The 20,113-nt window shown below is 51.5% G+C and carries 19 protein-coding genes, 2 pseudogenes and 1 other annotated feature; of the genes and pseudogenes, 10 read left to right on the top strand and 11 right to left on the bottom strand.

Annotated elements, in window-relative coordinates; genetic code table 11:
• Positions 1-114 precede the first annotated feature (114 nt).
• Complete coding sequence (gene tnpA / locus OGY68_RS16090) at positions 115-573, top strand: IS200/IS605 family transposase (protein ID WP_057069660.1); 459 nt, start codon at positions 115-117, stop codon at positions 571-573.
• A 298-nt stretch (positions 574-871) separates the two neighbouring features.
• Positions 872-2,038, top strand: coding sequence for a UDP-glucose 6-dehydrogenase (gene ugd, locus OGY68_RS16085; protein ID WP_057067497.1), 1,167 nt, complete (start codon positions 872-874; stop codon positions 2,036-2,038).
• Between the two features lie 60 nt (positions 2,039-2,098).
• On the opposite strand, the pseudogene OGY68_RS16080 reads toward ugd, so the two are convergent.
• Positions 2,099-2,382 (bottom strand): annotated as a pseudogene (locus OGY68_RS16080) (protein CapI); the annotation flags it as partial.
• Between the two features lie 171 nt (positions 2,383-2,553).
• Between OGY68_RS16080 and wzzB the strand changes: the two are divergent.
• Positions 2,554-3,537 carry an LPS O-antigen chain length determinant protein WzzB gene (gene wzzB, locus OGY68_RS16075; RefSeq protein ID WP_057067499.1) on the top strand — a complete coding sequence of 328 codons (984 nt, stop codon included), beginning with the start codon at positions 2,554-2,556 and terminating at the stop codon, positions 3,535-3,537.
• 55 nt (positions 3,538-3,592) lie between these two features.
• Here the strand turns inward: wzzB and hisIE are convergent, their stop codons facing one another.
• The 9 genes from hisIE to hisL all read right to left on the bottom strand — a co-directional run bounded on the left by hisIE (position 3,593) and on the right by hisL (position 10,945).
• Positions 3,593-4,204: a bifunctional phosphoribosyl-AMP cyclohydrolase/phosphoribosyl-ATP diphosphatase HisIE gene (gene hisIE, locus OGY68_RS16070; RefSeq protein WP_057067500.1), complete on the bottom strand. Its 612-nt coding sequence runs from the start codon at positions 4,202-4,204 to the stop codon at positions 3,593-3,595.
• A complete protein-coding gene (gene hisF, locus OGY68_RS16065) occupies positions 4,198-4,974 on the bottom strand; it encodes an imidazole glycerol phosphate synthase subunit HisF (RefSeq protein ID WP_019077116.1) in 777 nt (258 codons plus the stop codon). Before hisF ends, hisIE begins: the two co-directional genes overlap by 7 nt.
• Positions 4,956-5,693 carry a 1-(5-phosphoribosyl)-5-[(5-phosphoribosylamino)methylideneamino]imidazole-4-carboxamide isomerase gene (gene hisA, locus OGY68_RS16060; RefSeq protein WP_286617250.1) on the bottom strand — a complete coding sequence of 246 codons (738 nt, stop codon included), beginning with the start codon at positions 5,691-5,693 and terminating at the stop codon, positions 4,956-4,958. The genes hisF and hisA overlap by 19 nt, the downstream gene beginning before the upstream one ends.
• Positions 5,693-6,283: an imidazole glycerol phosphate synthase subunit HisH gene (gene hisH, locus OGY68_RS16055; protein ID WP_001103544.1), complete on the bottom strand. Its 591-nt coding sequence runs from the start codon at positions 6,281-6,283 to the stop codon at positions 5,693-5,695. The genes hisA and hisH overlap by 1 nt, the downstream gene beginning before the upstream one ends.
• Positions 6,283-7,350 carry a bifunctional histidinol-phosphatase/imidazoleglycerol-phosphate dehydratase HisB gene (gene hisB / locus OGY68_RS16050; RefSeq protein ID WP_000080054.1) on the bottom strand — a complete coding sequence of 356 codons (1,068 nt, stop codon included), beginning with the start codon at positions 7,348-7,350 and terminating at the stop codon, positions 6,283-6,285. Before hisB ends, hisH begins: the two co-directional genes overlap by 1 nt.
• Positions 7,347-8,426 (bottom strand): histidinol-phosphate transaminase, encoded by a 1,080-nt coding sequence (gene hisC / locus OGY68_RS16045; RefSeq protein ID WP_008785164.1) that lies wholly within the window; start codon positions 8,424-8,426, stop codon positions 7,347-7,349. Before hisC ends, hisB begins: the two co-directional genes overlap by 4 nt.
• Positions 8,423-9,727, bottom strand: a complete 1,305-nt coding sequence (gene hisD, locus OGY68_RS16040; protein ID WP_048235082.1) for a histidinol dehydrogenase — start codon at positions 9,725-9,727, stop codon at positions 8,423-8,425. The genes hisC and hisD overlap by 4 nt, the downstream gene beginning before the upstream one ends.
• Before the next feature lie 127 nt (positions 9,728-9,854).
• Positions 9,855-10,754, bottom strand: coding sequence for an ATP phosphoribosyltransferase (gene hisG / locus OGY68_RS16035; protein ID WP_003834191.1), 900 nt, complete (start codon positions 10,752-10,754; stop codon positions 9,855-9,857).
• Between the two features lie 45 nt (positions 10,755-10,799).
• Positions 10,800-10,922 (bottom strand) — a sequence feature (His leader region).
• Positions 10,898-10,945 (bottom strand): his operon leader peptide, encoded by a 48-nt coding sequence (gene hisL, locus OGY68_RS16030; protein ID WP_100250077.1) that lies wholly within the window; start codon positions 10,943-10,945, stop codon positions 10,898-10,900. (Overlaps the previous feature by 25 nt.)
• Before the next feature lie 174 nt (positions 10,946-11,119).
• Here hisL and OGY68_RS16025 point away from each other — a divergent pair, with 174 nt between their 5' ends.
• From OGY68_RS16025 to plaP, 4 genes and pseudogenes are all read left to right on the top strand, one after another.
• Positions 11,120-11,944 (top strand): SDR family oxidoreductase, encoded by an 825-nt coding sequence (locus tag OGY68_RS16025; protein ID WP_003834190.1) that lies wholly within the window; start codon positions 11,120-11,122, stop codon positions 11,942-11,944.
• Positions 11,945-11,985: 41 nt separating this feature from the next.
• A pseudogene (locus OGY68_RS16020) lies at positions 11,986-12,970 on the top strand (LysR family transcriptional regulator).
• A gap of 162 nt (positions 12,971-13,132) precedes the next feature.
• Positions 13,133-13,195, top strand: coding sequence for a membrane protein YoeI (gene yoeI / locus OGY68_RS22915; protein ID WP_099045591.1), 63 nt, complete (start codon positions 13,133-13,135; stop codon positions 13,193-13,195).
• Positions 13,185-14,546: a putrescine/proton symporter PlaP gene (plaP, locus tag OGY68_RS16015; RefSeq protein WP_003834188.1), complete on the top strand. Its 1,362-nt coding sequence runs from the start codon at positions 13,185-13,187 to the stop codon at positions 14,544-14,546. Before yoeI ends, plaP begins: the two co-directional genes overlap by 11 nt.
• Before the next feature lie 58 nt (positions 14,547-14,604).
• Here the strand turns inward: plaP and sbcB are convergent, their stop codons facing one another.
• On the bottom strand, positions 14,605-16,029 hold the full coding sequence (sbcB, locus tag OGY68_RS16010; protein ID WP_057067502.1) for an exodeoxyribonuclease I: 1,425 nt from the start codon (positions 16,027-16,029) through the stop codon (positions 14,605-14,607).
• A 399-nt stretch (positions 16,030-16,428) separates the two neighbouring features.
• On the opposite strand from sbcB, the gene phsA reads away from it, so the two are divergent.
• From phsA to phsC, 3 genes are read left to right on the top strand one after another with little or no spacing between them, the layout of a single operon-like run.
• The gene (gene phsA / locus OGY68_RS16005) at positions 16,429-18,702 is read left to right on the top strand and encodes a thiosulfate reductase PhsA (RefSeq protein ID WP_204558191.1); all 2,274 of its coding nucleotides are present in this window, start codon (positions 16,429-16,431) and stop codon (positions 18,700-18,702) included.
• 14 nt (positions 18,703-18,716) lie between these two features.
• Positions 18,717-19,295, top strand: a complete 579-nt coding sequence (gene phsB / locus OGY68_RS16000) for a thiosulfate reductase electron transport protein PhsB (RefSeq protein ID WP_003834185.1) — start codon at positions 18,717-18,719, stop codon at positions 19,293-19,295.
• On the top strand, positions 19,292-20,059 hold the full coding sequence (phsC, locus tag OGY68_RS15995) for a thiosulfate reductase cytochrome B subunit (RefSeq protein ID WP_057067504.1): 768 nt from the start codon (positions 19,292-19,294) through the stop codon (positions 20,057-20,059). Before phsB ends, phsC begins: the two co-directional genes overlap by 4 nt.
• Positions 20,060-20,113: the final 54 nt, after the last annotated feature.

Below are 20,113 nucleotides of genomic sequence, written 5' to 3'. Positions count from 1 at the left end.
GGTTCCGGAAAGCTTTCAGCTTTGGGCCAGTTATTAAAACCCCTTTTGATTTGTTAAAACACCTTGCGGTCTGGCAACTGCAAGGGTTAAACAAGAAATCAAAAGGGGGTCCCAATGGGGGACGAAAAGAGCTTAGCGCACACCCGATGGAACTGTAAATATCACATAGTTTTTGCGCCCAAATACCGAAGACAAGCATTCTACGGGGAGAAACGTAGGGCGATAGGCAGCATCTTAAGAAAGCTGTGTGAGTGGAAAAACGTGCGGATCCTGGAAGCGGAATGCTGTGCAGATCATATCCATATGCTTGTGGAAATCCCGCCCAAAATGAGCGTATCCGGTTTTATGGGTTATCTGAAAGGTAAAAGCAGTCTGATGTTGTATGAGCAGTTTGGTGATATGAAGTTTAAATACAGGAACAGGGAGTTCTGGTGTCGTGGGTATTACGTAGATACGGTGGGTAAGAACACAGCAAGGATACAGGAATACATAAAGCACCAGCTTGCAGAGGATAAAATGGGCGAGCAGTTATCGATCCCTTATCCGGGTAGCCCGTTTACGGGCCGTAAGTAACGAAGTCTGATGCAAATGTCAGATCGTATGCGCCTGTTAGGGCGCGGCTGGTAACAGAGCCTTATAGGCGCATCAGAAAAACCTCCGGCTATGCCGGAGGATATTTATTATCTCAAATTCTATTGATTTAAGTTGATTGCTTAATCTTTTCTTAATATTCCTGGCGTAATCTGATAAAGAAAATCTTAATTGTTTTAACCATCGTTGACATGATATTCAAAAAAAAGTTAAAACATTATTCTCTTATCAAGATGTACGGCATCATGATTAAATATTAAGATAATACTGAGAGCATGAAATGAAAATCGCCATTTCTGGTACTGGGTATGTTGGTCTGTCAAATAGTCTTCTTATCGCCCAACATCATAAGGTCATTGCTCTGGACATTGTTCCCTCACGTGTCGAGATGCTAAATAATCGGATGTCTCCGATAGTTGATCAAGAAATTGAACAGTATCTGCAATCTAAAGATATAAAATTCGAAGCTACACTAGATAAATACTACGCTTATCAGAGTGCAGAGTTTGTCATTATTGCAACCCCAACAGACTACGATCCTAAAACTAATTACTTTGATACTAGCAGTGTCGAGTCAGTCATACAGGATGTTATTGAAATAAATCCAGATGCCTTAATGATAATAAAATCGACAGTTCCTGTCGGTTTTACTCAATCAATGCGTCAAAAATATAGAACAGATAATATCATCTTCTCCCCTGAATTCCTGCGTGAGGGTAAAGCCCTATACGACAACCTGCACCCGTCTCGTATCGTTATTGGTGAACGTTCTGAACGTGCCGAGCGCTTTGCCGGGTTGCTGCTGAAAGGTGCAGTGAAGAAAGATATCCCGACCTTATTTACCGACTCGACTGAAGCCGAAGCCATCAAGTTGTTCGCTAACACCTATCTGGCGTTACGTGTGGCCTACTTTAACGAACTGGATAGCTATGCCGAAAGCCTTGGTCTGAACTCACGGCAGATTATTGAAGGCGTGTGCCTGGATCCCCGTATCGGTAATCACTACAATAACCCGTCATTCGGTTACGGTGGCTACTGCTTGCCAAAAGATACTAAGCAGCTGTTGGCGAATTATGCATCTGTGCCGAATAACATTATTGGCGCAATCGTTGATGCTAACCGTACGCGTAAGGACTTCATTGCAGACTCTATTCTTGCCCGTCACCCTAAAGTAGTTGGCGTATACCGTTTAATTATGAAAAGCGGTTCCGATAATTTCCGTGCATCATCCATTCAGGGCATCATGAAGCGCATTAAGGCAAAGGGCGTGCCCGTGATTATTTACGAACCCGTCGTTGAAGAGGACGAATTTTTCCACTCTCGGGTAGTGCGTGATCTTAATGTGTTCAAAAATGAAGCGGATATTATTATTTCTAACCGCATGGTGTCAGAATTAGCTGATGTTGCCGATAAAGTTTATACCCGCGATTTGTTTGGTAGTGATTAATCTCGTCTCCATAAAAAAGGCCTTAATATAAGGCCTTTTTTATTTTAATCAGGCCAGTAATCAAACTTTGTAGAAATCACGGTACCAGTCAACAAAGTTCTTCACCCCATCTTTTACCGTGGTTTCATGTTTAAAACCAATTACCTCATACAGTGCTTTAGTGTCCTCGCTGGTTTCCAGCACATCACCTGGCGGTAGCGGTAGCATATTTTTCTTCGCTTCAATACTCAGTGCATCTTCCAGAGCCTGGATATAGTCCATTAGCTCAACCGGTTAACTATTGCTGATATTGTCGACGTGATAGGGCTCATGCTGGCTGCGGGCGTGCGCGTCTCTACGGTCCATTACGTGTCTGCATCAGTCCACTTTTTTAAACGTATCGTTTTCCAGTAGTGTTTGAAATACCAATCAAAATACCTGAAACAATTTGATTTTTTTATCATTAATCCTATGGTATTGCCGCAATTTATAGCTAAACTAACCCCAGTTTAAGTCTTTCCTTACCTAGGGTTTCTATGTCTGTAAGTGATAACAGCATGTCCGGGCGCAATCACGATCCGGAACAGATTGATCTGATTGATTTACTGGTACAGTTGTGGCGTGGGAAAGTAACAATCGTTATCGCGATTGTTATTGCCATAGTACTTGCTGTGGGCTATTTGGTAGTTGCTAAGGAGAAATGGACCTCAACAGCCATTATTACTCAACCGGATGTTGGTCAGATAGCCACATATAACAACGCCCTCAATGTGTTGTATGGTGTCAGCGCCCCCAAGGCTACTGAACTGCAGACAAACGTGGTTGGTCGTTTCAGTACTTCTCTCTCTGCATTGGCTGAAACGCTTGATAATCAGGAAGAACCACAGAAACTGTCAATTGAACAGTCTGTTAAAGGTCAACCGCTGCCGTTAGCGGTTTCTTATGTGGGTGGCTCACCTGAAGACGCTCAGCGTCAGCTGGCTGAATACATTCAACAAACAGATGAAAAGGTCGCTAAAGAGCTGAAGCTTGACCTGGTTGATAATATCAAGTTGCAAACCACCACGTTGCAAGACTCTCTGAAAACTCAGGAAGTGGTTGCTCAGGAGCAAAAAGATCTGCGAATTAAACAAATTCAGGAAGCGCTGCGTTATGCAGAGCAGGCCGGGGTGACTAAGCCGCAAATTCAGCAGACGCAGGATGTGACGCAGGACAGTATGTTCCTGTTGGGGAGTGATGCCCTGAAGTCCATGATTGAGCACGAATCTACACGTCCTTTGATATTGTCTGATAACTACTTCCAGACCAAGCAAAAGCTTTTGGATATTGAAAATCTTAAGCTTGAAGGGGCTGAGTTACACGCCTACCGCTATGTGATGAAACCAACGTTACCGATTCGTCGTGACAGCCCGAAAAAAGCGATTACCCTCGTACTGGCAGTTCTGCTCGGTGGGATGATTGGTGCAGGCGTAGTGCTGGGGCGAAATGCTCTGCGCGGTTACAAAGCCAAAGCTGAGTAAGTTTGAACCTGACAACAAAAAACCGGGCAGCGCCCGGTTTTTTTACGTCTGCAACTTACTGATGACGCTTACGTAAATTCTCAATCACCGTCGTCAGATCGAGGTCCTGATCTTGCAACAAAACCAGCAGGTGATACATCAGATCAGAAGCTTCATTTGTCAGCTCAAAACGGTCGTTCACCGTAGCGGCCAGCGCGGTTTCTACGCCTTCTTCGCCCACTTTCTGCGCGATGCGTTTGGTGCCGCTGGCATACAGTTTCGCGGTGTAGGAGCTGGCTGGGTCAGCGGTTTTACGTTCGGCCAGCAATTGCTCAAGCTGATACAGGAACAGCCACTGGTGGCTAATGTCGCCAAAGCAGCTTGAATTGCCTTTATGGCAGGTCGGGCCAATCGGGTTAACCAGCACCAGCAGGGTGTCGTTGTCGCAGTCAGGCGCAATGCTCACCACATTCAGGAAGTGACCGGAGGTTTCTCCTTTGGTCCACAGGCGCTGCTTGGTCCGCGAGAAAAAGGTCACTTTGCCGCTTTCGAGCGTTTTATCCAGCGCCTCCGGGTTCATATACCCCAGCATCAATACTTCACCGGAAACCGCATGCTGCACGATGACTGGCATCAGTCCGTCGGTTTTTTCCCAGTCCAGTTCGCGGCATTGTTGCTTCGTTAACATATCCTGATCTCCACGCCCTGTGTTGCCAGGTACGCTTTTAATTCGCCAATATTGATAATTTGTTTGTGGAAGACGGAGGCGGCAAGCGCGCCGTCAACGTCGGCATCCCGGAAGGCTTCGAGGAAGTGTTCCATGGTGCCCGCACCGCCGGAGGCAATCAGCGGGACGTGGCAAACGTCACGCACTTTTTTCAGTTGTTCCAGGTCATAACCGTTACGTACGCCGTCCTGGTTCATCATGTTCAGGACGATTTCGCCCGCGCCGCGTTTTTGGACCTCCTGCACCCAGTCCAGTGTTTCCCACTGAGTGACGCGGGTACGGCTTTCATCTCCCGTATACTGATTGACATGATATTTGCCGGTTTCGGCGTCATACCAGGTATCAATGCCCACCACGATGCACTGCACGCCAAAGCGATCCGCCAGACGGGTGATAAGCTCCGGTTCGGCCAGCGCCGGGGAGTTGATGGAGATTTTATCCGCCCCAAAGGAGAGAATGCGCGCCGCATCGTCGATGGATTTAATGCCGCCGGCTACGCAGAACGGAATATCGATCACTTCCGCCACGCGTGATACCCAGCTTTTATCCACTACGCGGCCATCGCTGGAAGCGGTGATATCGTAGAACACCAGTTCATCTGCACCTTCATCGGCATAGCGTTTTGCCAGCGGGACGATGTCACCAATAATCTCGTGATTGCGGAACTGGACACCTTTTACCACCTGCCCATCACGGACGTCCAGACAAGGAATTATGCGTTTTGCCAGCATTGAATGGCCTCCTCAACGGTGAACTTTCCTTCCAGCAGGGCGCGTCCGACGATCACGCCGCGAACTCCGGTCCCGCGCAGGGCCGCTACGTCCTCGATTCCGCCAATGCCGCCAGATGACTGAAATGCCACCTGCGGGTATTTGGCGCACACTTCTTCATACAGCGCGACGTTTGAGCCTGCCAGCGTACCGTCGCGGGAGATATCGGTGCACAGCACGTGCTTCAGGCCGACGGGTAAATAGGTCTCAACCAGTTCTTCCAGTGAAACCCCGGAATCTTCCTGCCAGCCGCTAACCGCCACCTGTTTATTCCCGTGCTCGTCAATACGAACGTCCAGCGCCAGCACCAGTGCGTCGGCACCAAAACGGGAAAACCAGCTTTTGACTTCCTCAGGGGATTTTACCGCCGTCGAACCCACCACCACGCGCGCCACACCTGCGTCAAGAAGCGCCGCCACGTCTGCTTCCGTACGCACGCCGCCGCCAACCTGTACCGGAACATTGACGCCAGCGACCAGCGTTTTGATCAGCGGGATCTGGCGCTGCGCCGGATCTTTCGCGCCGGTTAAATCTACCAGGTGTAGCACTTCAGCACCCTGGGCTGCATAATCCTGCAAACGGGGGAGAGGAGCGTTACCGTAATCACGTTGCTTAGCGTAATCGCCCTGATGAAGACGCACCACCGTGCCGTCGATTAAATCTAATGCCGGAATAATCATTACATCTCCAGAAAGTTTTTCAGCAACTGTGCCCCAGCCGCGCCCGAACGTTCCGGGTGAAACTGTACGCCAAAGAAATTGTCCTTTTGTACTGCCGCGGTAAACGGTTCGCCGTAATTGCACTGGGCGATGGTCCACGGGTTTACCGGCATAGCGTAGCTGTGTACAAAGTAGAAATAGGCGCCATCTTCAATGCCCTGGAACAGACGATTTCCCGCCTGCGGATAGACGCGATTCCAGCCCATATGCGGCAGCGGCAGACCGAAATCGGTCATCTTCGGGACGTCCTGCTCAATAATGCCCAGTAGGGAGACACCGTTACTCTCTTCGCTGCGGCGGCCCAGCAGTTGCATACCTAAACAGATCCCCAGTACCGGTTGAGTACAGGCTTTTATCAGTTCAATCAGTTCGCGCTCGTGCAACTGGTCCATAGCCGCCTGCGCGGTGCCTACGCCCGGCAGAAATAGCTTATCGGCGCGCAGCACCACGTCCGGGTCACGACTGACAACAGGATCGTATCCGTGGCGTGCGACGGCGGATTTTACCGAATGCAGGTTGGCGCAACCGGTGTCCAGAATCACCACGTTCATTACAGCACTCCTTTTGAGGAGGGCAGCGTGTCGCCTTCTACACGAATCGCCTGACGCAGCGTACGGCCAAAGGCTTTAAACAGGCTCTCCACACGGTGGTGGTCATTTTTGCCTTTGGTTTTCAGGTGCAGGGTGACGCCCATAGTGTAAGAGAGTGAACGGAAGAAGTGTTCGATCATCTCCGTGCTCAGATCGCCCACGCGCTGGTAGGTAAACTCCGCGCGGTACTCCAGGTGTGGGCGGCCGGAGATATCCAGCGCGCAACGTGCCAGGCACTCATCCATCGGCAGTACAAAACCAAAACGATTGATGCCGCGCTTATCGCCTAACGCCAGCTTTAAGGCTTCGCCCAGCGCCAGACCGGTATCTTCAACGGTGTGGTGATCGTCTATATACAGATCGCCCTTGACGGCAATCTCCATGCGAAAACCGCCGTGGGTGGCGATTTGATCCAGCATGTGGTCAAAGAAGCCAACGCCGGTATTGATTTTGCTGCGGCCTTCGCGGTCCAGCCAGACTTTGACGTCAATCTGCGTTTCTTTGGTATTGCGCTCAACGTGTGCGTAGCGGTCACGTTTGGTCAACTGCTCGCCGATCATCGCCCAGTTCAGGGTATCGCGATGGTAACGCAATCCGCTAATGCCCATGTTTTCAGCGAGCTGAATATCGGTCGCCCGATCGCCAATGACGTAGCTGTTCGCCATATCCATGGCCTGTTCAACCAGATACTGTTCAACCAGCTTCACTTTTGGCTTACGGCAATCGCACTCGTCTGCTGGCAGGTGCGGGCAAATCAGTACCTCATCAAACGTCACGCCCTGAGAGGTGAAAATTTGCATCATCAGGTTATGCGGACCGTCAAAATCAGCCTGCGGGAAACTCTGGGTTCCGAGTCCATCCTGGTTAGTAATCATAACCAGCTTAAAACCTGCTTTTTGCAGTTTCAGCAAAACGGGAACAACTTCCGGCTCGAAGGCGAGTTTGTCAAAGCGATCGACCTGAAAGTCACTTGGCGGTTCGGAAATCAGGGTTCCATCACGGTCAATAAAAAGATACTTCTGGCTCATACTTGCTCCGCACGTAAGGCGTCAATGACGCGCTGGCTCTCTTCACGGGTTCCGACTGTAATTCGCAGGCAGCCGCTTAACGAAGGTTGTTTATTCTGATCTCGTAAGATAATGCCCTGATCCCACAAAGATTTAAATACGCTACTTGATGCGGTGAAGCGCGCCAGAACATAGTTGGTTTCAGAATCGAATACCTGCTCTACACAGCGAATTGTTTTCAGGTTATCTACCAGATACTGACGCTCTTCCAGGATCTGCTCTACGCGTTTACGCATGGCGGAAATCCCTTGCGGCGTCAGCGCCTGGGCGGCGATATCTGCCACCGGCGTAGAGAGTGGGTAAGGGGCAATCACTTTTAACAGCAGATTGATAACCTCTTCATTCGCCAGCGTAAACCCGCAGCGTAAACCGGCGAGCGCAAACGCTTTGGACAACGTGCGTAATATCACCAGATGCGGATACTCAGACAGCCAGCCTGCCAGCGTGGCCTGCGGGCAAAACTCGATATACGCTTCATCGGCAACCACGATAGCTTTACCCTGCGTCATGTCGAGCAGCGAACGCAGATCCTGTGGCTTGATCAGTTGGCCGGTTGGGTTGTTCGGGCTGCATACGTAAACAACTTTCACGCCATCAAGCTTGTCCGCGATGCCTTGCAAATCAAGTTGCCAGCTATCAAGGGTTGGAACGGTGCGGCACTCAACACCAATCGTTTCGGCGCTGACGCTGTACATGCCGTAAGTTGGCGGGCAGTACAGAATGGCATCTTTACCGGGTTCGCAAAAAGCGCGCACGAGCAGTTCGATCCCTTCATCTGCGCCGCGGCTGACCAGTACCTGCTCCGGCTTGACGCCAGCATACTGCGCGTAATTCTCAATCACAGCTTTCGGCTGGCATTCAGGGTAGCGGTTCAGCGTTTGCTGAGTGAGCTGGAACTCAACGGCGGTTGGGTACTCATTCGCGTTGAGCCAGACATCGCCGTTACCGCCGAGACGACGGGCAGACTGATAGGGCGTTAATTCGCGAACATTCTTACGGGCTAAATCAGTGACGCTGAGAAAGTTGTCAGTGCTCATGCTTGCTCCTTCAGGGCGTTAACGCGCAGGGTGACGGCATTTTTGTGGGCAGTCAGTCGTTCAGCAGCGGCCAGTGTTTCAATGGTTGAGGCCAGGGCAGAGAAACCTTGTGGGGTTAATTCCTGTACAGTCATCCGTTTCTGGAAATCAGCCAGCCCAAGGCTTGAGCAGGTCGCGGTATAGCCGTAGGTCGGAAGAACGTGGTTGGTGCCAGAAGCATAGTCGCCTGCGGATTCCGGCGACCAGTCCCCGAGGAACACCGAACCGGCGCTGGTGATCTCATCAACCAGTTCACGCGCGTTGCGGGTCTGAATAATCAGGTGTTCCGGACCGTAGGCGTTAGATATTTCAACGCACTGCGCCAGATCTTTCGCCACGATTAAGCGGCTGGCTGAGAGCGCCTGACGTGCGGTCTCAGCGCGGGAAAGCTCAGCGAGCTGGCGTTCAACGGCTTTGGCAACGCCTTCGGCAAGCGTAGCGTCTGGCGTCAGGAGAATAACCTGCGAGTCGGGGCCGTGTTCTGCCTGAGAAAGCAGGTCAGAGGCAACAAAGTCCGGCGTCGCACCGCTGTCGGCGATAACCAGCACTTCGGACGGGCCAGCAGGCATGTCGATGGCCGCGCCGTCAAGACGCTGGCTGACCTGGCGTTTGGCTTCGGTCACATATGCATTGCCTGGCCCGAAGATTTTATCGACCTTAGGAATAGATTCGGTGCCCAGCGCCAGCGCGGCAATAGCCTGCGCGCCGCCTACATTAAACACCTCTTTTACGCCACACAGCTGCGCGGCGTAGAGGATTTCATCTGCAATCGGCGGCGGTGAGCACAGCACCACTTTTTTGCAACCGGCGATGCGCGCCGGGGTCGCCAGCATTAATACGGTGGAAAACAGCGGCGCCGAACCTCCAGGAATATACAGGCCCACGGAAGCGATAGGGCGGGTAACCTGCTGGCAACGCACGCCTGGCTGGGTCTCGATATCCACCGGTGGCAGGATCTGCGCGGTGTGGAAAGTATCAATATTACGCACCGCCGCCTGCATGGCTTGTTTCAGTTCGTCGCTCAGGCGACTGCTGGCTTGCTGGATTTCTTCCTCGGTCACGCGCAGCGCGCCAACCTCGGTTTTATCGAACTTTGCGCTGTATTCACGCAGCGCCCGGTCGCCGTTATTTTTGACGTTCTCAAGGATCTCGGCCACCGTACGGCTGATGCTTTCAGAGGCGGAAATCGCCGGGCGCATCAGCAGTTCGCGCTGCTGCTCAGGGCTATAGCTATTCCAGTCAATCAGGGTATTGAAGCTCATGGTCGTTACTCCATCATCGGGTGTTGCCGGATGGCGGCGCTGCCTTATCCGGCCTACAAGACCCGTAATATCAATGATTGTGACAATTCTTGTAGGCCTGATAAGCGAAGCGCCATCAGGCATCAGATCACTCCATCATCTTCTCAATCGGCAACACCAGAATTGAGCTGGCACCGAGCGCTTTCAGTTTTTCCATTGTTTCCCAGAACAGGGTTTCGCTGCTGACCATGTGCATGGCAACACGCTGCTGGTCGCCCGCTAGAGGCAGAATGGTAGGGCGCTCAGCGCCGGGCAGCAGGGCGATGACCTCGTCCAGACGCTCGCTCGGCGCGTGCATCATGATGTATTTGGATTCACGGGCCTGAATAACCCCCTGGATACGGGTCAGCAGTTTGTCGATCAGTTGTTGCTTGGCTTCGGCCATTTCGCCGTCGCGCTGAATCAGACAGGCTTTAGAGCGGTAGATCACTTCTACTTCGCGCAGACCGTTGGCTTCAAGCGTTGCGCCGGTGGACACCAGATCGCAAATCGCATCAGCCAGACCCGCACGGGGAGCGACTTCTACTGAGCCGTTTAACAGACAAGATTTAAACGAAACTCCTTTCTGATCGAGATAACGTTTGAGCAGGTGTGGGTAAGAGGTCGCGATACGTTTACCGTTCAGCGCTGCCGGGCCATCCCAGGCTTCATCAACCGGGGTAGCCAGCGAGAGACGGCAGCCGCCGAAGTCCAGACGGCGCAGGGTAAAATAGCGAGGGTCTTCACCCTGTGCCCGGCGGTTGAGCAGTTCCTCTTCCAGAACGTTTTCCCCGATGATGCCGAGATCAACGACACCATCCATCACCAGGCCCGGGATATCGTCATCACGCACGCGCAGAATATCGATCGGCATGTTCTCCGCCATCGCAATCAGGCGCTGGGTGTGAAGATTAATTTTAATGCCGCAACGGGCCAGTAATTCGCGTGAATCATCGCTTAAGCGGCCTGATTTCTGCATAGCTATGCGTAAACGGGTGTTGTCTAACATTCTTTATTCCTCGTTATCCTGTCTGAATCAGTTTGGGTCACGCACAAAAAAAAGCCCCCGGAAGAAATCTTCCGGGGGCTTTCTCATACGCTCATGCACCGCTGGAAGATTTAAACGTCTCCCAGCACACATCGCCTGAAAGACTAGTCAGGATGATGGTGATGATGGTGTTTGAATTGAGCGCGTGTCATAAATTTTCTCGATGAATGTTTATTCATTTGATGTCTTTTAACCTAAACCACTTTAGCTACGGAAAGCAAGGGCTTTTTTTGATCATTAATTCATTTCATATTGATACTATGAATTGTCAGCCACCGTGGGCTGGCGTAGCCTTGCGTTATAGGCCAAAAGTCAGGAGAGAAGGCATGAAAAAGGTCGCAATTGTCGGGTTAGGTTGGTTAGGCATGCCGTTAGCCATGTCGCTGGCGGCGAGAGGCTGGCAGGTTACCGGCAGCAAAACCACATTGGATGGGGTGGAAGCGGCCCGCATGAGCGGTATCGAGAGTTATTCGCTGCGCCTGGAACCTGAACTGGTCTGTGAGGCTGACGATCTCGATGCACTGATGGACGCCGATGCGCTGGTTATTACGCTGCCTGCGCGTCGTAGCGGTCCTGGGGAAGCATTTTACTTGCAGGCAATGCAGGAGCTGGTCGACAGCGCGCTGGCGTATCGGATCCCACGAATTATTTTTACCAGTTCGACGTCAGTCTATGGTGACGTTCAGGGCACAGTGAAAGAGGGGACGGCGCGTAATCCGGTCACGGCGAGCGGTCGTGTCCTGAAAGAACTTGAAGACTGGTTGCACAATTTGCCAGGTACGTCGGTGGATATTTTGCGTCTGGCCGGGTTGGTCGGTCCGGGAAGACATCCTGGTCGCTTCTTCGCTGGCAAGACGGCACCTGACGGACATCATGGCGTCAATCTGGTGCATCTGGACGATGTAGTTTCTGCCATCACGTTACTGCTGCAAGCGCCTAAAGGGGGACACATCTATAATATATGTGCGCCTATGCATCCGGCGCGTAACGTGTTCTATCCGCAGATGGCCCGCCAGTTGGGGATGGAGCCGCCGGAATTTCGCGGCGGTACGGATAACGGTAAAGGTAAAGTCATTGATGGCAACCGTATTTGTAATGAGCTTGGGTTTGAGTACCAGTATCCTGACCCGCTGGTGATGCCGATGGAGTGACAATCCAGCAGAGTGCCGCTGTATACCGCCAGGGGGCGAGTATGAAACCACTGCTGGACGTTCTTATCATCCTCGATGCATTAGAAAAAGAGGGCAGTTTCGCGGCGGCGTCGGCAAAATTGTTTAAGACGCCGTCTGCGCTCAGCTACACCGTCCATAAGCTGGAAAGCGATCTTAATATTCAGCTACTCGATCGCAGCGGACACCGGGCTAAGTTCACCCGCACCGGGCAGATGCTGCTGGAAAAGGGACGGGAGGTGCTGCACACCGTCCGCGAACTTGAAAAACAGGCGATTAAACTTCACGAAGGCTGGGAGAATGAACTGGTTATTGGCGTAGATGATACGTTTCCCTTTTCACTGCTGGCCCCACTCATCGAATCTTTCTATCAACACCACAGCGTGACGCGCCTGAAATTTATCAATGGCGTGCTGGGCGGCTCCTGGGATGCTCTCACTCAAGGCCGGGCGGATATTATTGTCGGTGCCATGCACGAACCGCCTGCTGCGAGTGAATTTGGCTTTGCGCGACTCGGGGTTCTGGAACAGGTATTTGTGGTTGCGCCGCATCATCCGCTGGCGCAGGAACAGGAACCGTTAAATCGTCGTACCATTCGCCGTTTTCGCGCCATAGTGGTGGGCGACAATGCGCAGCATGCCAACGTCTCAGGTTCCCAGGTGCTGGACGATCAAGAAGCCATTACCGTTTTTGACTTCAAAACCAAGCTGGAACTGCAAATCAGCGGTCTGGGATGTGGCTATATTCCGCGCTACCTGGCGCAGCGATTTCTGGAGAGTGGCGCACTGATTGAGAAAAAAGTGGTCGCGCAAATTGTCTTTGAACCCGTGTGGATAGGCTGGAATGAACAGACCGCCGGGTTGGCCAGTGCCTGGTGGCGGGATGAAATTTTAGCAAATAGTGCTATTGCGGGGGTGTATGTTAAAACAGCTGCTGACAAATCAATCAGTTAAGAAAAAATATTCTTTTGTGGTCGCTTCAATCTCTTGTTATTTCTCCCCAATTTAGGGCAAAATACGCCGCTTGCAAAAAATGACATTAACCGACGTTTTAATACGCGTCGGTTATTTTTTTGCATCAAACCAATCATTCATAAAAGAGGCCGGGCTTCGTACCGGATAGATACTTACTTAAAAATCGACAGTTGTTGTCGCTGAGGATTAACAAAAAATGGGGCAATTTTTTGCTTACGCGACGGTTTTCGCCGTAATGGGGGATAACCATGTCGCATAACGCTACTCCAAACACCTCTCGCGTGGAATTACGTAAAACGCTTACGCTGGTTCCGGTTGTCATGATGGGCCTTGCCTATATGCAGCCGATGACGCTGTTCGATACATTCGGTATCGTATCAGGAATGACCGATGGTCACGTCCCGACAGCTTACGCCTTTGCACTGATCGCCATCCTCTTTACCGCACTGAGCTACGGTAAACTGGTGCGTCGCTATCCGTCTGCAGGCTCTGCCTACACTTACGCCCAGAAATCCATTAGCCCGACCGTTGGCTTTATGGTGGGTTGGTCATCACTGCTGGACTACCTGTTCGCTCCGATGATCAACATTCTGTTGGCAAAAATTTATTTTGAAGCCCTGGTGCCGTCGATACCGTCATGGATATTCGTGGTGGCGCTGGTGGCCTTTATGACCGCCTTCAACCTGCGCAGCCTTAAATCCGTTGCGAATTTCAACACCGTAATCGTGTTGTTGCAGGTGGTGCTGATTGCAGTGATCCTCGGCATGGTCGTTTATGGCGTGTTCGAAGGGGAAGGTGCTGGTACATTGGCGAGCAGCCGTCCGTTCTGGTCAGGTGATGCACACGTGATCCCGATGATCACGGGCGCTACGATCCTGTGCTTCTCGTTCACCGGTTTTGACGGTATCAGCAACCTGTCAGAAGAAACCAAAGACGCTGAGCGCGTGATCCCGCGTGCGATTTTCCTGACCGCGCTGATTGGTGGCCTGATCTTTATCGTCTCCACCTATCTGTTGCAGCTGTACTTCCCGGATATCTCGCGCTTCAAAGATCCAGACGCTTCACAGCCGGAAATCATGCTGTACGTCGCTGGTAAGTTCTTCCAGGTTGGCGCGCTGATTTTCTCTACCATTACCGTACTGGCGTCCGGTATGGCGGCGCATGCTGGCGTAGCGCGTCTGATGTACGTGATGGGGCGTGACGGCGTGTTCCCGAAAAGTTTCTTCGGTTATGTACACCCGAAATGGCGTACTCCGTCTATGAACATCATTCTGGTTGGTGCGATTGCTCTGCTGGCAATCAACTTCGACCTGGTGATGGCGACGGCGCTGATTAACTTTGGTGCGCTGGTGGCGTTTACCTTCGTTAACCTGTCGGTGATCTCCCAGTTCTGGATCCGTGAGAAGCGTAACAAGACGCTGAAAGACCACTTCCAGTATCTGTTCCTGCCGATGTGCGGTGCGCTGACCGTTGGTGCGCTGTGGGTGAATCTGGAAGAGAGCTCAATGGTTCTGGGTCTGATCTGGGCCGGTATCGGTCTGATTTACCTGGCTTGTGTGACCAAAAGCTTCCGCAACCCGGTGCCGCAGTACGACGAAGATGTCGCGTAATAACAGCATTTAACTAAAAAAAACGGAGACATGTTCTCCGTTTTTTTATGTGTGGGATTTATACAATCTCTTCGGCATACTGCCAGAGTGATTTCAGCAGCATCAACTTTTCTTTGTTATCCGCATACTGCTGGCTCAATAACTGCAGTTCATTGGCGTAATTTTGCAAAAACTCCGGTGTGAATACCTGGCGGCGATGGTCCAGCCAGCGTTGCTGTTCTGCTTCGTCCAGCGTTCCCGGGAAGTTACGTGCACGGTAATTAAACAACAGTTTTTCAATGCGCTTATCGACAAAGGAGATATCCAGCGCCGGTAAATTGCGTGGTTCGGTTTCCAGAACGATTTTCATCGCCGCACGGTCAGCATCGCTGAAAAAGCCGTTGTACAGTTGGGCATCCACGTTATCTGACGGTGTAAAGGGTTCCGCATCTGCAAAGATCGCGACCACTTTGTCGCGTATCTGCGGATTTTCACGCAGAACTTTGAGATTATCCAGACAGTGCTGGCGGTTAATGCCAAGACGGTCGGCATCTTCCGGACGCAGGGTATTAGCCTGTGCCAGTACCGGGCATTTGTTGATGTGCACCAGTTTAACCGGTACGGCCGGGTTATCACCCAGATCCGCTTTAGACGTATAAAGCCGCTCGCGCAGGGCGTCACTGTCGAGTTCGAGCAGCGGCGAAATATCACCGGCTAAGTCGACCATAATAACCGCGTTACGATTCTCCGGATGCCACGCCAACGGCGCTACCCAACTGGTGTTTCCGCGCCATGCGCCTAACATACCAGAGACATGGACCAGCGGCTTCATTTGCGGGACATCAATCAGCGCGGCCAGCTTGTGCTTATTACGATGGCTGTAGAGATAATCAAACAGGCGCGGCTGGCGCGACTTCACTAATTGCGCCATTGCGATTGTGGCGTATACGTCCGCCATAGCATCGTGAGCATTGGTATGCTCAATACCATTGGCTTTGGTCAAATGTTCCAGACGGAAGCTGGGTAAGCCGTCGTCGTTTTCCGGCCAGTTAATGCCTTCAGGACGCAGGGCATAGCAGGCGCGCATCACATCCAGCAGATCCCAGCGCGAATTATCGTTCTGCCAGCTCCAGGCATAGGGATCGTAGAAATTGCGATACAGGATGTTGCGCGTCACCTCATCATCGAAGCGCACGTTGTTATAGCCCAGGATACAGGTTTTCGGCACGGTGAACAGGGCGTGGATGCGTGCAGCAAAAGCGGCTTCATTTTCTCCCTTTTCTCGTGCTTCCTGCGGTGTGATACCCGTAATCAACACCGCCTCAGGCTGCGGCAGATAATCGTCCGCGGGTTTGCAATAAAAGACTTCTGGTTCACCGATGATGTTGAAATCATTATCTGTGCGGATAGCCGCAAATTGCGCGGGTCTGTCCAGCGCCGGATGGGTACCAAAGGTCTCGTAATCGTGGAAGAGAAAACCAGGTTGCTGCTTGCCGTCATTCATTGTTCAGTTATGTCCGGGATCAATTTAGCGCTGGTTCAAGAATACCAAAAAATAGCGAGATAATCAGCTATGGCATTATCGAAGCTGGATTGTGTACGCAATAAAATTGAGATAAACAGGACATTAATGGAATTAATTAATAAATTCCGCACTGTTAAAATAAATTACGGAAATAAAACATCTTGAAGTTGCGGGTTTGTAAATAATCTAACTGATAACCATTATTGTTATTTTCTTCTTCTTTCTTGTGTTCTGGAAACTTTAAAAATCTTTTATAAACAATGGGTTTTTATTTGTGTCAATTCGCTGTCATGCATTGTAATGAAATGTGATTGATGTAAAAAATAAATAATCTAAACGCCATATAATTATTGGATATATCTAATAACAGGAGGTTATATGAGCATTAGTCGGCGTAATTTTTTGCGAGGAGTGGGTATAGGCTGTTCAGCCTGTGCGATAGGCAGTTTCCCGCCTGGGGCACTGGCGCGAAATTCTCCAGAGAGTATCAAAGGGAAAACATCCCTGACGCCAAGTTTGTGCGAGATGTGTTCTTTTCGCTGCCCAATTCAGGCTCAGGTGATTAATAATAAAACGGTTTTTATTCAGGGAAACCCTAATGCGCCACAGCAGGGGACACGTGTCTGCGCTCGCGGCGGCAGCGGCGTTAGCCTGGTCAACGACCCTCATCGCATTGTTAAACCCATGAAACGCACAGGACCTCGCGGGAGCGGTGACTGGCAGGTTATTAGCTGGGAACAGGCGTATAAAGAAATCGCCGAAAAAATGACGGCAATAAAAACGCAATATGGTCCCCAGGGAGTCGTCTTCTCGTCTAAATCTGGCTCGCTGTCTGGTCATTTATTTCACCTCGCGACGGCTTTCGGGTCACCGAATACCTTTACTCACGCATCAACGTGTCCTGCCGGTAAAGCCATTGCCGCTAAAGTGATGATGGGTGGCGATTTAGCCATGGATATCGCCAATACCCGTTATATGGTCTCTTTTGGCCATAACCTCTATGAAGGGATCGAGGTTGCTGATACGCATGAGCTGATGACCGCGCAGGAGAAGGGGGCGAAGATGGTCAGCTTCGATCCCCGTCTGTCCGTATTCTCCAGCAAGGCGGATGAATGGCATGCGCTCAAGCCGGGCGGCGATTTACCGGTGCTGATGGCCATGTGTCACGTCATGATCAATGAAAATCTGTATGACGCGGACTTTGTTGCGCGCTACACCACGGGGTTTGAGCAACTGGCAGAAGCGGTACAAGAGACCACGCCGGAATGGGCGCAGCAGCTCGCGGATGTGCCTGCTGATGTCATTGTTCGGGTCACCCGCGAAATGGCCGCCTGCGCGCCTCATGCTATCGTCAGTCCGGGCCATCGCGCGACGTTTTCGCAAGAAGAAATTGATATGCGGCGCATGATTTTTACCCTCAATGTGCTGCTTGGCAATATTGAGCGTGAAGGCGGTTTGTATCAGAAAAAAGCGGCGGCAACTTACAATAAGCTGGCTGGCGAGAAGGTCGCTCCGGTGCTGGCAAAACCCGATGCCAAATTACCCAAGCCAACGGCGCAGCGTATCGATCTGGTAGCCCCGCAGTTTAAGTACATCGCGGCGGGCGGTGGTGTGGTGCAAAGCATCATTGATGCTGTGTTAAATCAGACGCCTTATCCGGTGAAGGGATGGATTATGTCCCGACACAACCCTTTCCAAACCGTAACCTGTCGACCAGATCTGGTCAAAACCGTTGAACAGCTCGACCTTGTGGTCAGTTGTGATGTCTATTTAAGCGAAAGCGCGGCGTATGCCGACTACCTTTTGCCTGAATGTACTTACCTTGAGCGCGATGAAGAAGTTTCAGACATGTCGGGTCTGAATCCCGCCTATGCCCTGCGTCAGCAGGTAGTAGAACCTATTGGTGATGCGCGTCCGAGCTGGCAAATCTGGAAAGAGCTGGCCGTGCAGTTAGGCCTTGGCCAATTCTACCCATGGCAGGATATGCAAACGCGTCAGTTATACCAGCTTAATGGCGATCATGCGCTATCTGCTGAGTTGTGTCAGAAAGGTTATCGGGAGTGGGGTGTTCCGTTGCTGCTGCGTGAACCTGAAGCGGTGCGTCAGTTTGTGGAACGCTATCCGGGCGCGGTGGCGGTTGACAGCGACGGTACCTATGGCGAGCAACTGCGCTTTAAATCTCCGTCAGGAAAAATCGAACTCTATTCCGAAGAGCTGGAAACGCTCCTGCCTGGCTACGGTATTCCGCGCGCGCGCAATTTTGCGCTTAAAGGCGACAGTGAACTCTATTTTATCCAGGGAAAAGTGGCGGTGCATACCAACGGTGCGACGCAATACGTGCCACTGCTTAGCGAGTTGATGTGGGATAACGCAGTGTGGATCCACCCGCAAACGGCCCGTGAAAAAGGCATCAAAAGCGGTGATGACATCTGGCTGGAAAATGCGACCGGCAAGGAAAAAGGCAAAGCGCTGGTCACCGCCGGAATTCGGCCCGATACGCTGTTTGTTTATATGGGATTTGGCGCCAAGGCGGGAGCCAAAACCGCAGCGACAACGCACGGTATCCATTGCGGTAATTTGCTTCCGCATGTTACCAGTCCGGTTTCCGGTACGGTGGTCCACACCGCTGGCGTTACGCTTCGTCGGGCATGAGAAAGGAGAACATCATGAATCAATCTACAAACCCTTATGTCATGCTGCATGACGAGAAACGCTGTATCGGCTGTCAGGCATGCACGGTTGCCTGCAAAGTTCTGAATGATGTGCCAGAGGGATTTAGCCGTCTACAGGTGCAGATCCGTTCACCCGAACATGAACCCGAGGTGCTGTCCCACTTCCAGTTTGTTCGCGTTTCCTGTCAGCATTGTGAAGATGCGCCGTGTGTCAGCGTTTGTCCGACCGGTGCATCATTTCGCGACGAAAATGGCATTGTGCAAGTGGATAAGTCTCGCTGTATTGGTTGTGACTACTGCGTTGCCGCTTGTCCGTTCCATGTCCGTTATCTCAATCCGCAAACGGGAATTGCCGACAAATGTAACTTCTGCGCAGATACCCGACTCGAGAGCGGTCAATCGCCCGCCTGCGTTTCCGTTTGTCCGACGGATGCGCTGAAATTTGGTCGTCGTGACGATCCGGAAATTCAGCACTGGATAAATCAAAAAGAGGTTTATCGCCAGCAGGATACGCGTAGCGGCCCGGTGAGTGTTTATCGGCGTAAAGAGATCCATCAGGAGGGTAAAGCATGAATTCTATCTGGGGAGCAGAGCTTAACTATGCGCCGGACTACTGGCCGCTGTGGCTCATTTATGCAGGCGTTGTTGTTGTGCTGATGATTGCGGGCCTGGTTATGCACGCGCTGTTACGTCGGATGCTGGCACCCAAGACGGCAACCGGAGAAGAGCAACGGGATTACCTCTATTCTCTGGCAGTCCGCCGCTGGCACTGGGGTAATGCGCTGCTTTTTATCCTGCTTTTGCTGAGTGGCCTGTTTGGTCACTTCTCTCTCGGACCGGTGGCATTGATGGTGCAGATACATACCTGGTGCGGTTTCGCCTTGTTGGCCTTCTGGGTTGGTTTTGTGCTAATCAACGCAACCAGCGGCAACGGTTGTCATTACCGGGTGAAGTTTAATGGGTTGATATCACGCTGCTTGTTGCAAACGCGCTTTTATCTGTATGGCATCATGAAGGGTGAACCACACCCGTTTGCCGCAACTGCAGAGAGTAAATTTAACCCGCTACAACAGCTGGCTTATCTGGCCATCATGTATGCGCTGGTCCCGCTGCTAATCATCAGCGGGTTGTTATGCCTCTACCCGCAGGTGGTAGGGGCAGGGCCTGTGATGCTGGTGCTGCATATGGTGTTGGCGATTGTCGGCTTACTGTTCATCTGTGCGCATATTTACCTGTGCACGCTGGGTGACACGCCGGGGCAAATTTTCCGCAGTATGATAGATGGCTATCATCGTCATCGTAGCCATCACGCAGAAACGGCACCGCGCAAAGGGTAACGCCAGACGCGGTCGATATCTGAAATCCTTTCCATACAGCAAGAAAATGTGCCT

It is taken from the genome of Citrobacter sp. Cpo065 (assembly GCF_030332805.1).
GTDB lineage: Bacteria > Pseudomonadota > Gammaproteobacteria > Enterobacterales > Enterobacteriaceae > Citrobacter > Citrobacter portucalensis.
The sequence above is the reverse complement of the archived record's forward strand: the minus strand, read 5'-3'. Positions and strand labels throughout refer to the sequence as shown.

What these genes read in the sequence shown, in the direction of transcription:
- phsC (WP_057067504.1), top strand. Translation starts at nt 19,292, where the DNA reads ATGAATTCTATCTGGGGAGCAGAGCTTAACTATGCGCCGGACTACTGG.
- tnpA (WP_057069660.1), top strand. Translation starts at nt 115, where the DNA reads ATGGGGGACGAAAAGAGCTTAGCGCACACCCGATGGAACTGTAAATAT.
- hisH (WP_001103544.1), bottom strand. Translation starts at nt 6,283, where the DNA reads ATGAACGTGGTGATTCTGGACACCGGTTGCGCCAACCTGCATTCGGTA.
- ugd (WP_057067497.1), top strand. Translation starts at nt 872, where the DNA reads ATGAAAATCGCCATTTCTGGTACTGGGTATGTTGGTCTGTCAAATAGT.
- hisB (WP_000080054.1), bottom strand. Translation starts at nt 7,350, where the DNA reads ATGAGCCAGAAGTATCTTTTTATTGACCGTGATGGAACCCTGATTTCC.
- hisIE (WP_057067500.1), bottom strand. Translation starts at nt 4,204, where the DNA reads ATGTTAACGAAGCAACAATGCCGCGAACTGGACTGGGAAAAAACCGAC.
- hisC (WP_008785164.1), bottom strand. Translation starts at nt 8,426, where the DNA reads ATGAGCACTGACAACTTTCTCAGCGTCACTGATTTAGCCCGTAAGAAT.
- hisD (WP_048235082.1), bottom strand. Translation starts at nt 9,727, where the DNA reads ATGAGCTTCAATACCCTGATTGACTGGAATAGCTATAGCCCTGAGCAG.
- phsA (WP_204558191.1), top strand. Translation starts at nt 16,429, where the DNA reads ATGAGCATTAGTCGGCGTAATTTTTTGCGAGGAGTGGGTATAGGCTGT.
- plaP (WP_003834188.1), top strand. Translation starts at nt 13,185, where the DNA reads ATGTCGCATAACGCTACTCCAAACACCTCTCGCGTGGAATTACGTAAA.
- hisF (WP_019077116.1), bottom strand. Translation starts at nt 4,974, where the DNA reads ATGCTGGCAAAACGCATAATTCCTTGTCTGGACGTCCGTGATGGGCAG.
- hisA (WP_286617250.1), bottom strand. Translation starts at nt 5,693, where the DNA reads ATGATTATTCCGGCATTAGATTTAATCGACGGCACGGTGGTGCGTCTT.
- OGY68_RS16025 (WP_003834190.1), top strand. Translation starts at nt 11,120, where the DNA reads ATGAAAAAGGTCGCAATTGTCGGGTTAGGTTGGTTAGGCATGCCGTTA.
- wzzB (WP_057067499.1), top strand. Translation starts at nt 2,554, where the DNA reads ATGTCTGTAAGTGATAACAGCATGTCCGGGCGCAATCACGATCCGGAA.
- phsB (WP_003834185.1), top strand. Translation starts at nt 18,717, where the DNA reads ATGAATCAATCTACAAACCCTTATGTCATGCTGCATGACGAGAAACGC.
- sbcB (WP_057067502.1), bottom strand. Translation starts at nt 16,029, where the DNA reads ATGAATGACGGCAAGCAGCAACCTGGTTTTCTCTTCCACGATTACGAG.
- hisG (WP_003834191.1), bottom strand. Translation starts at nt 10,754, where the DNA reads ATGTTAGACAACACCCGTTTACGCATAGCTATGCAGAAATCAGGCCGC.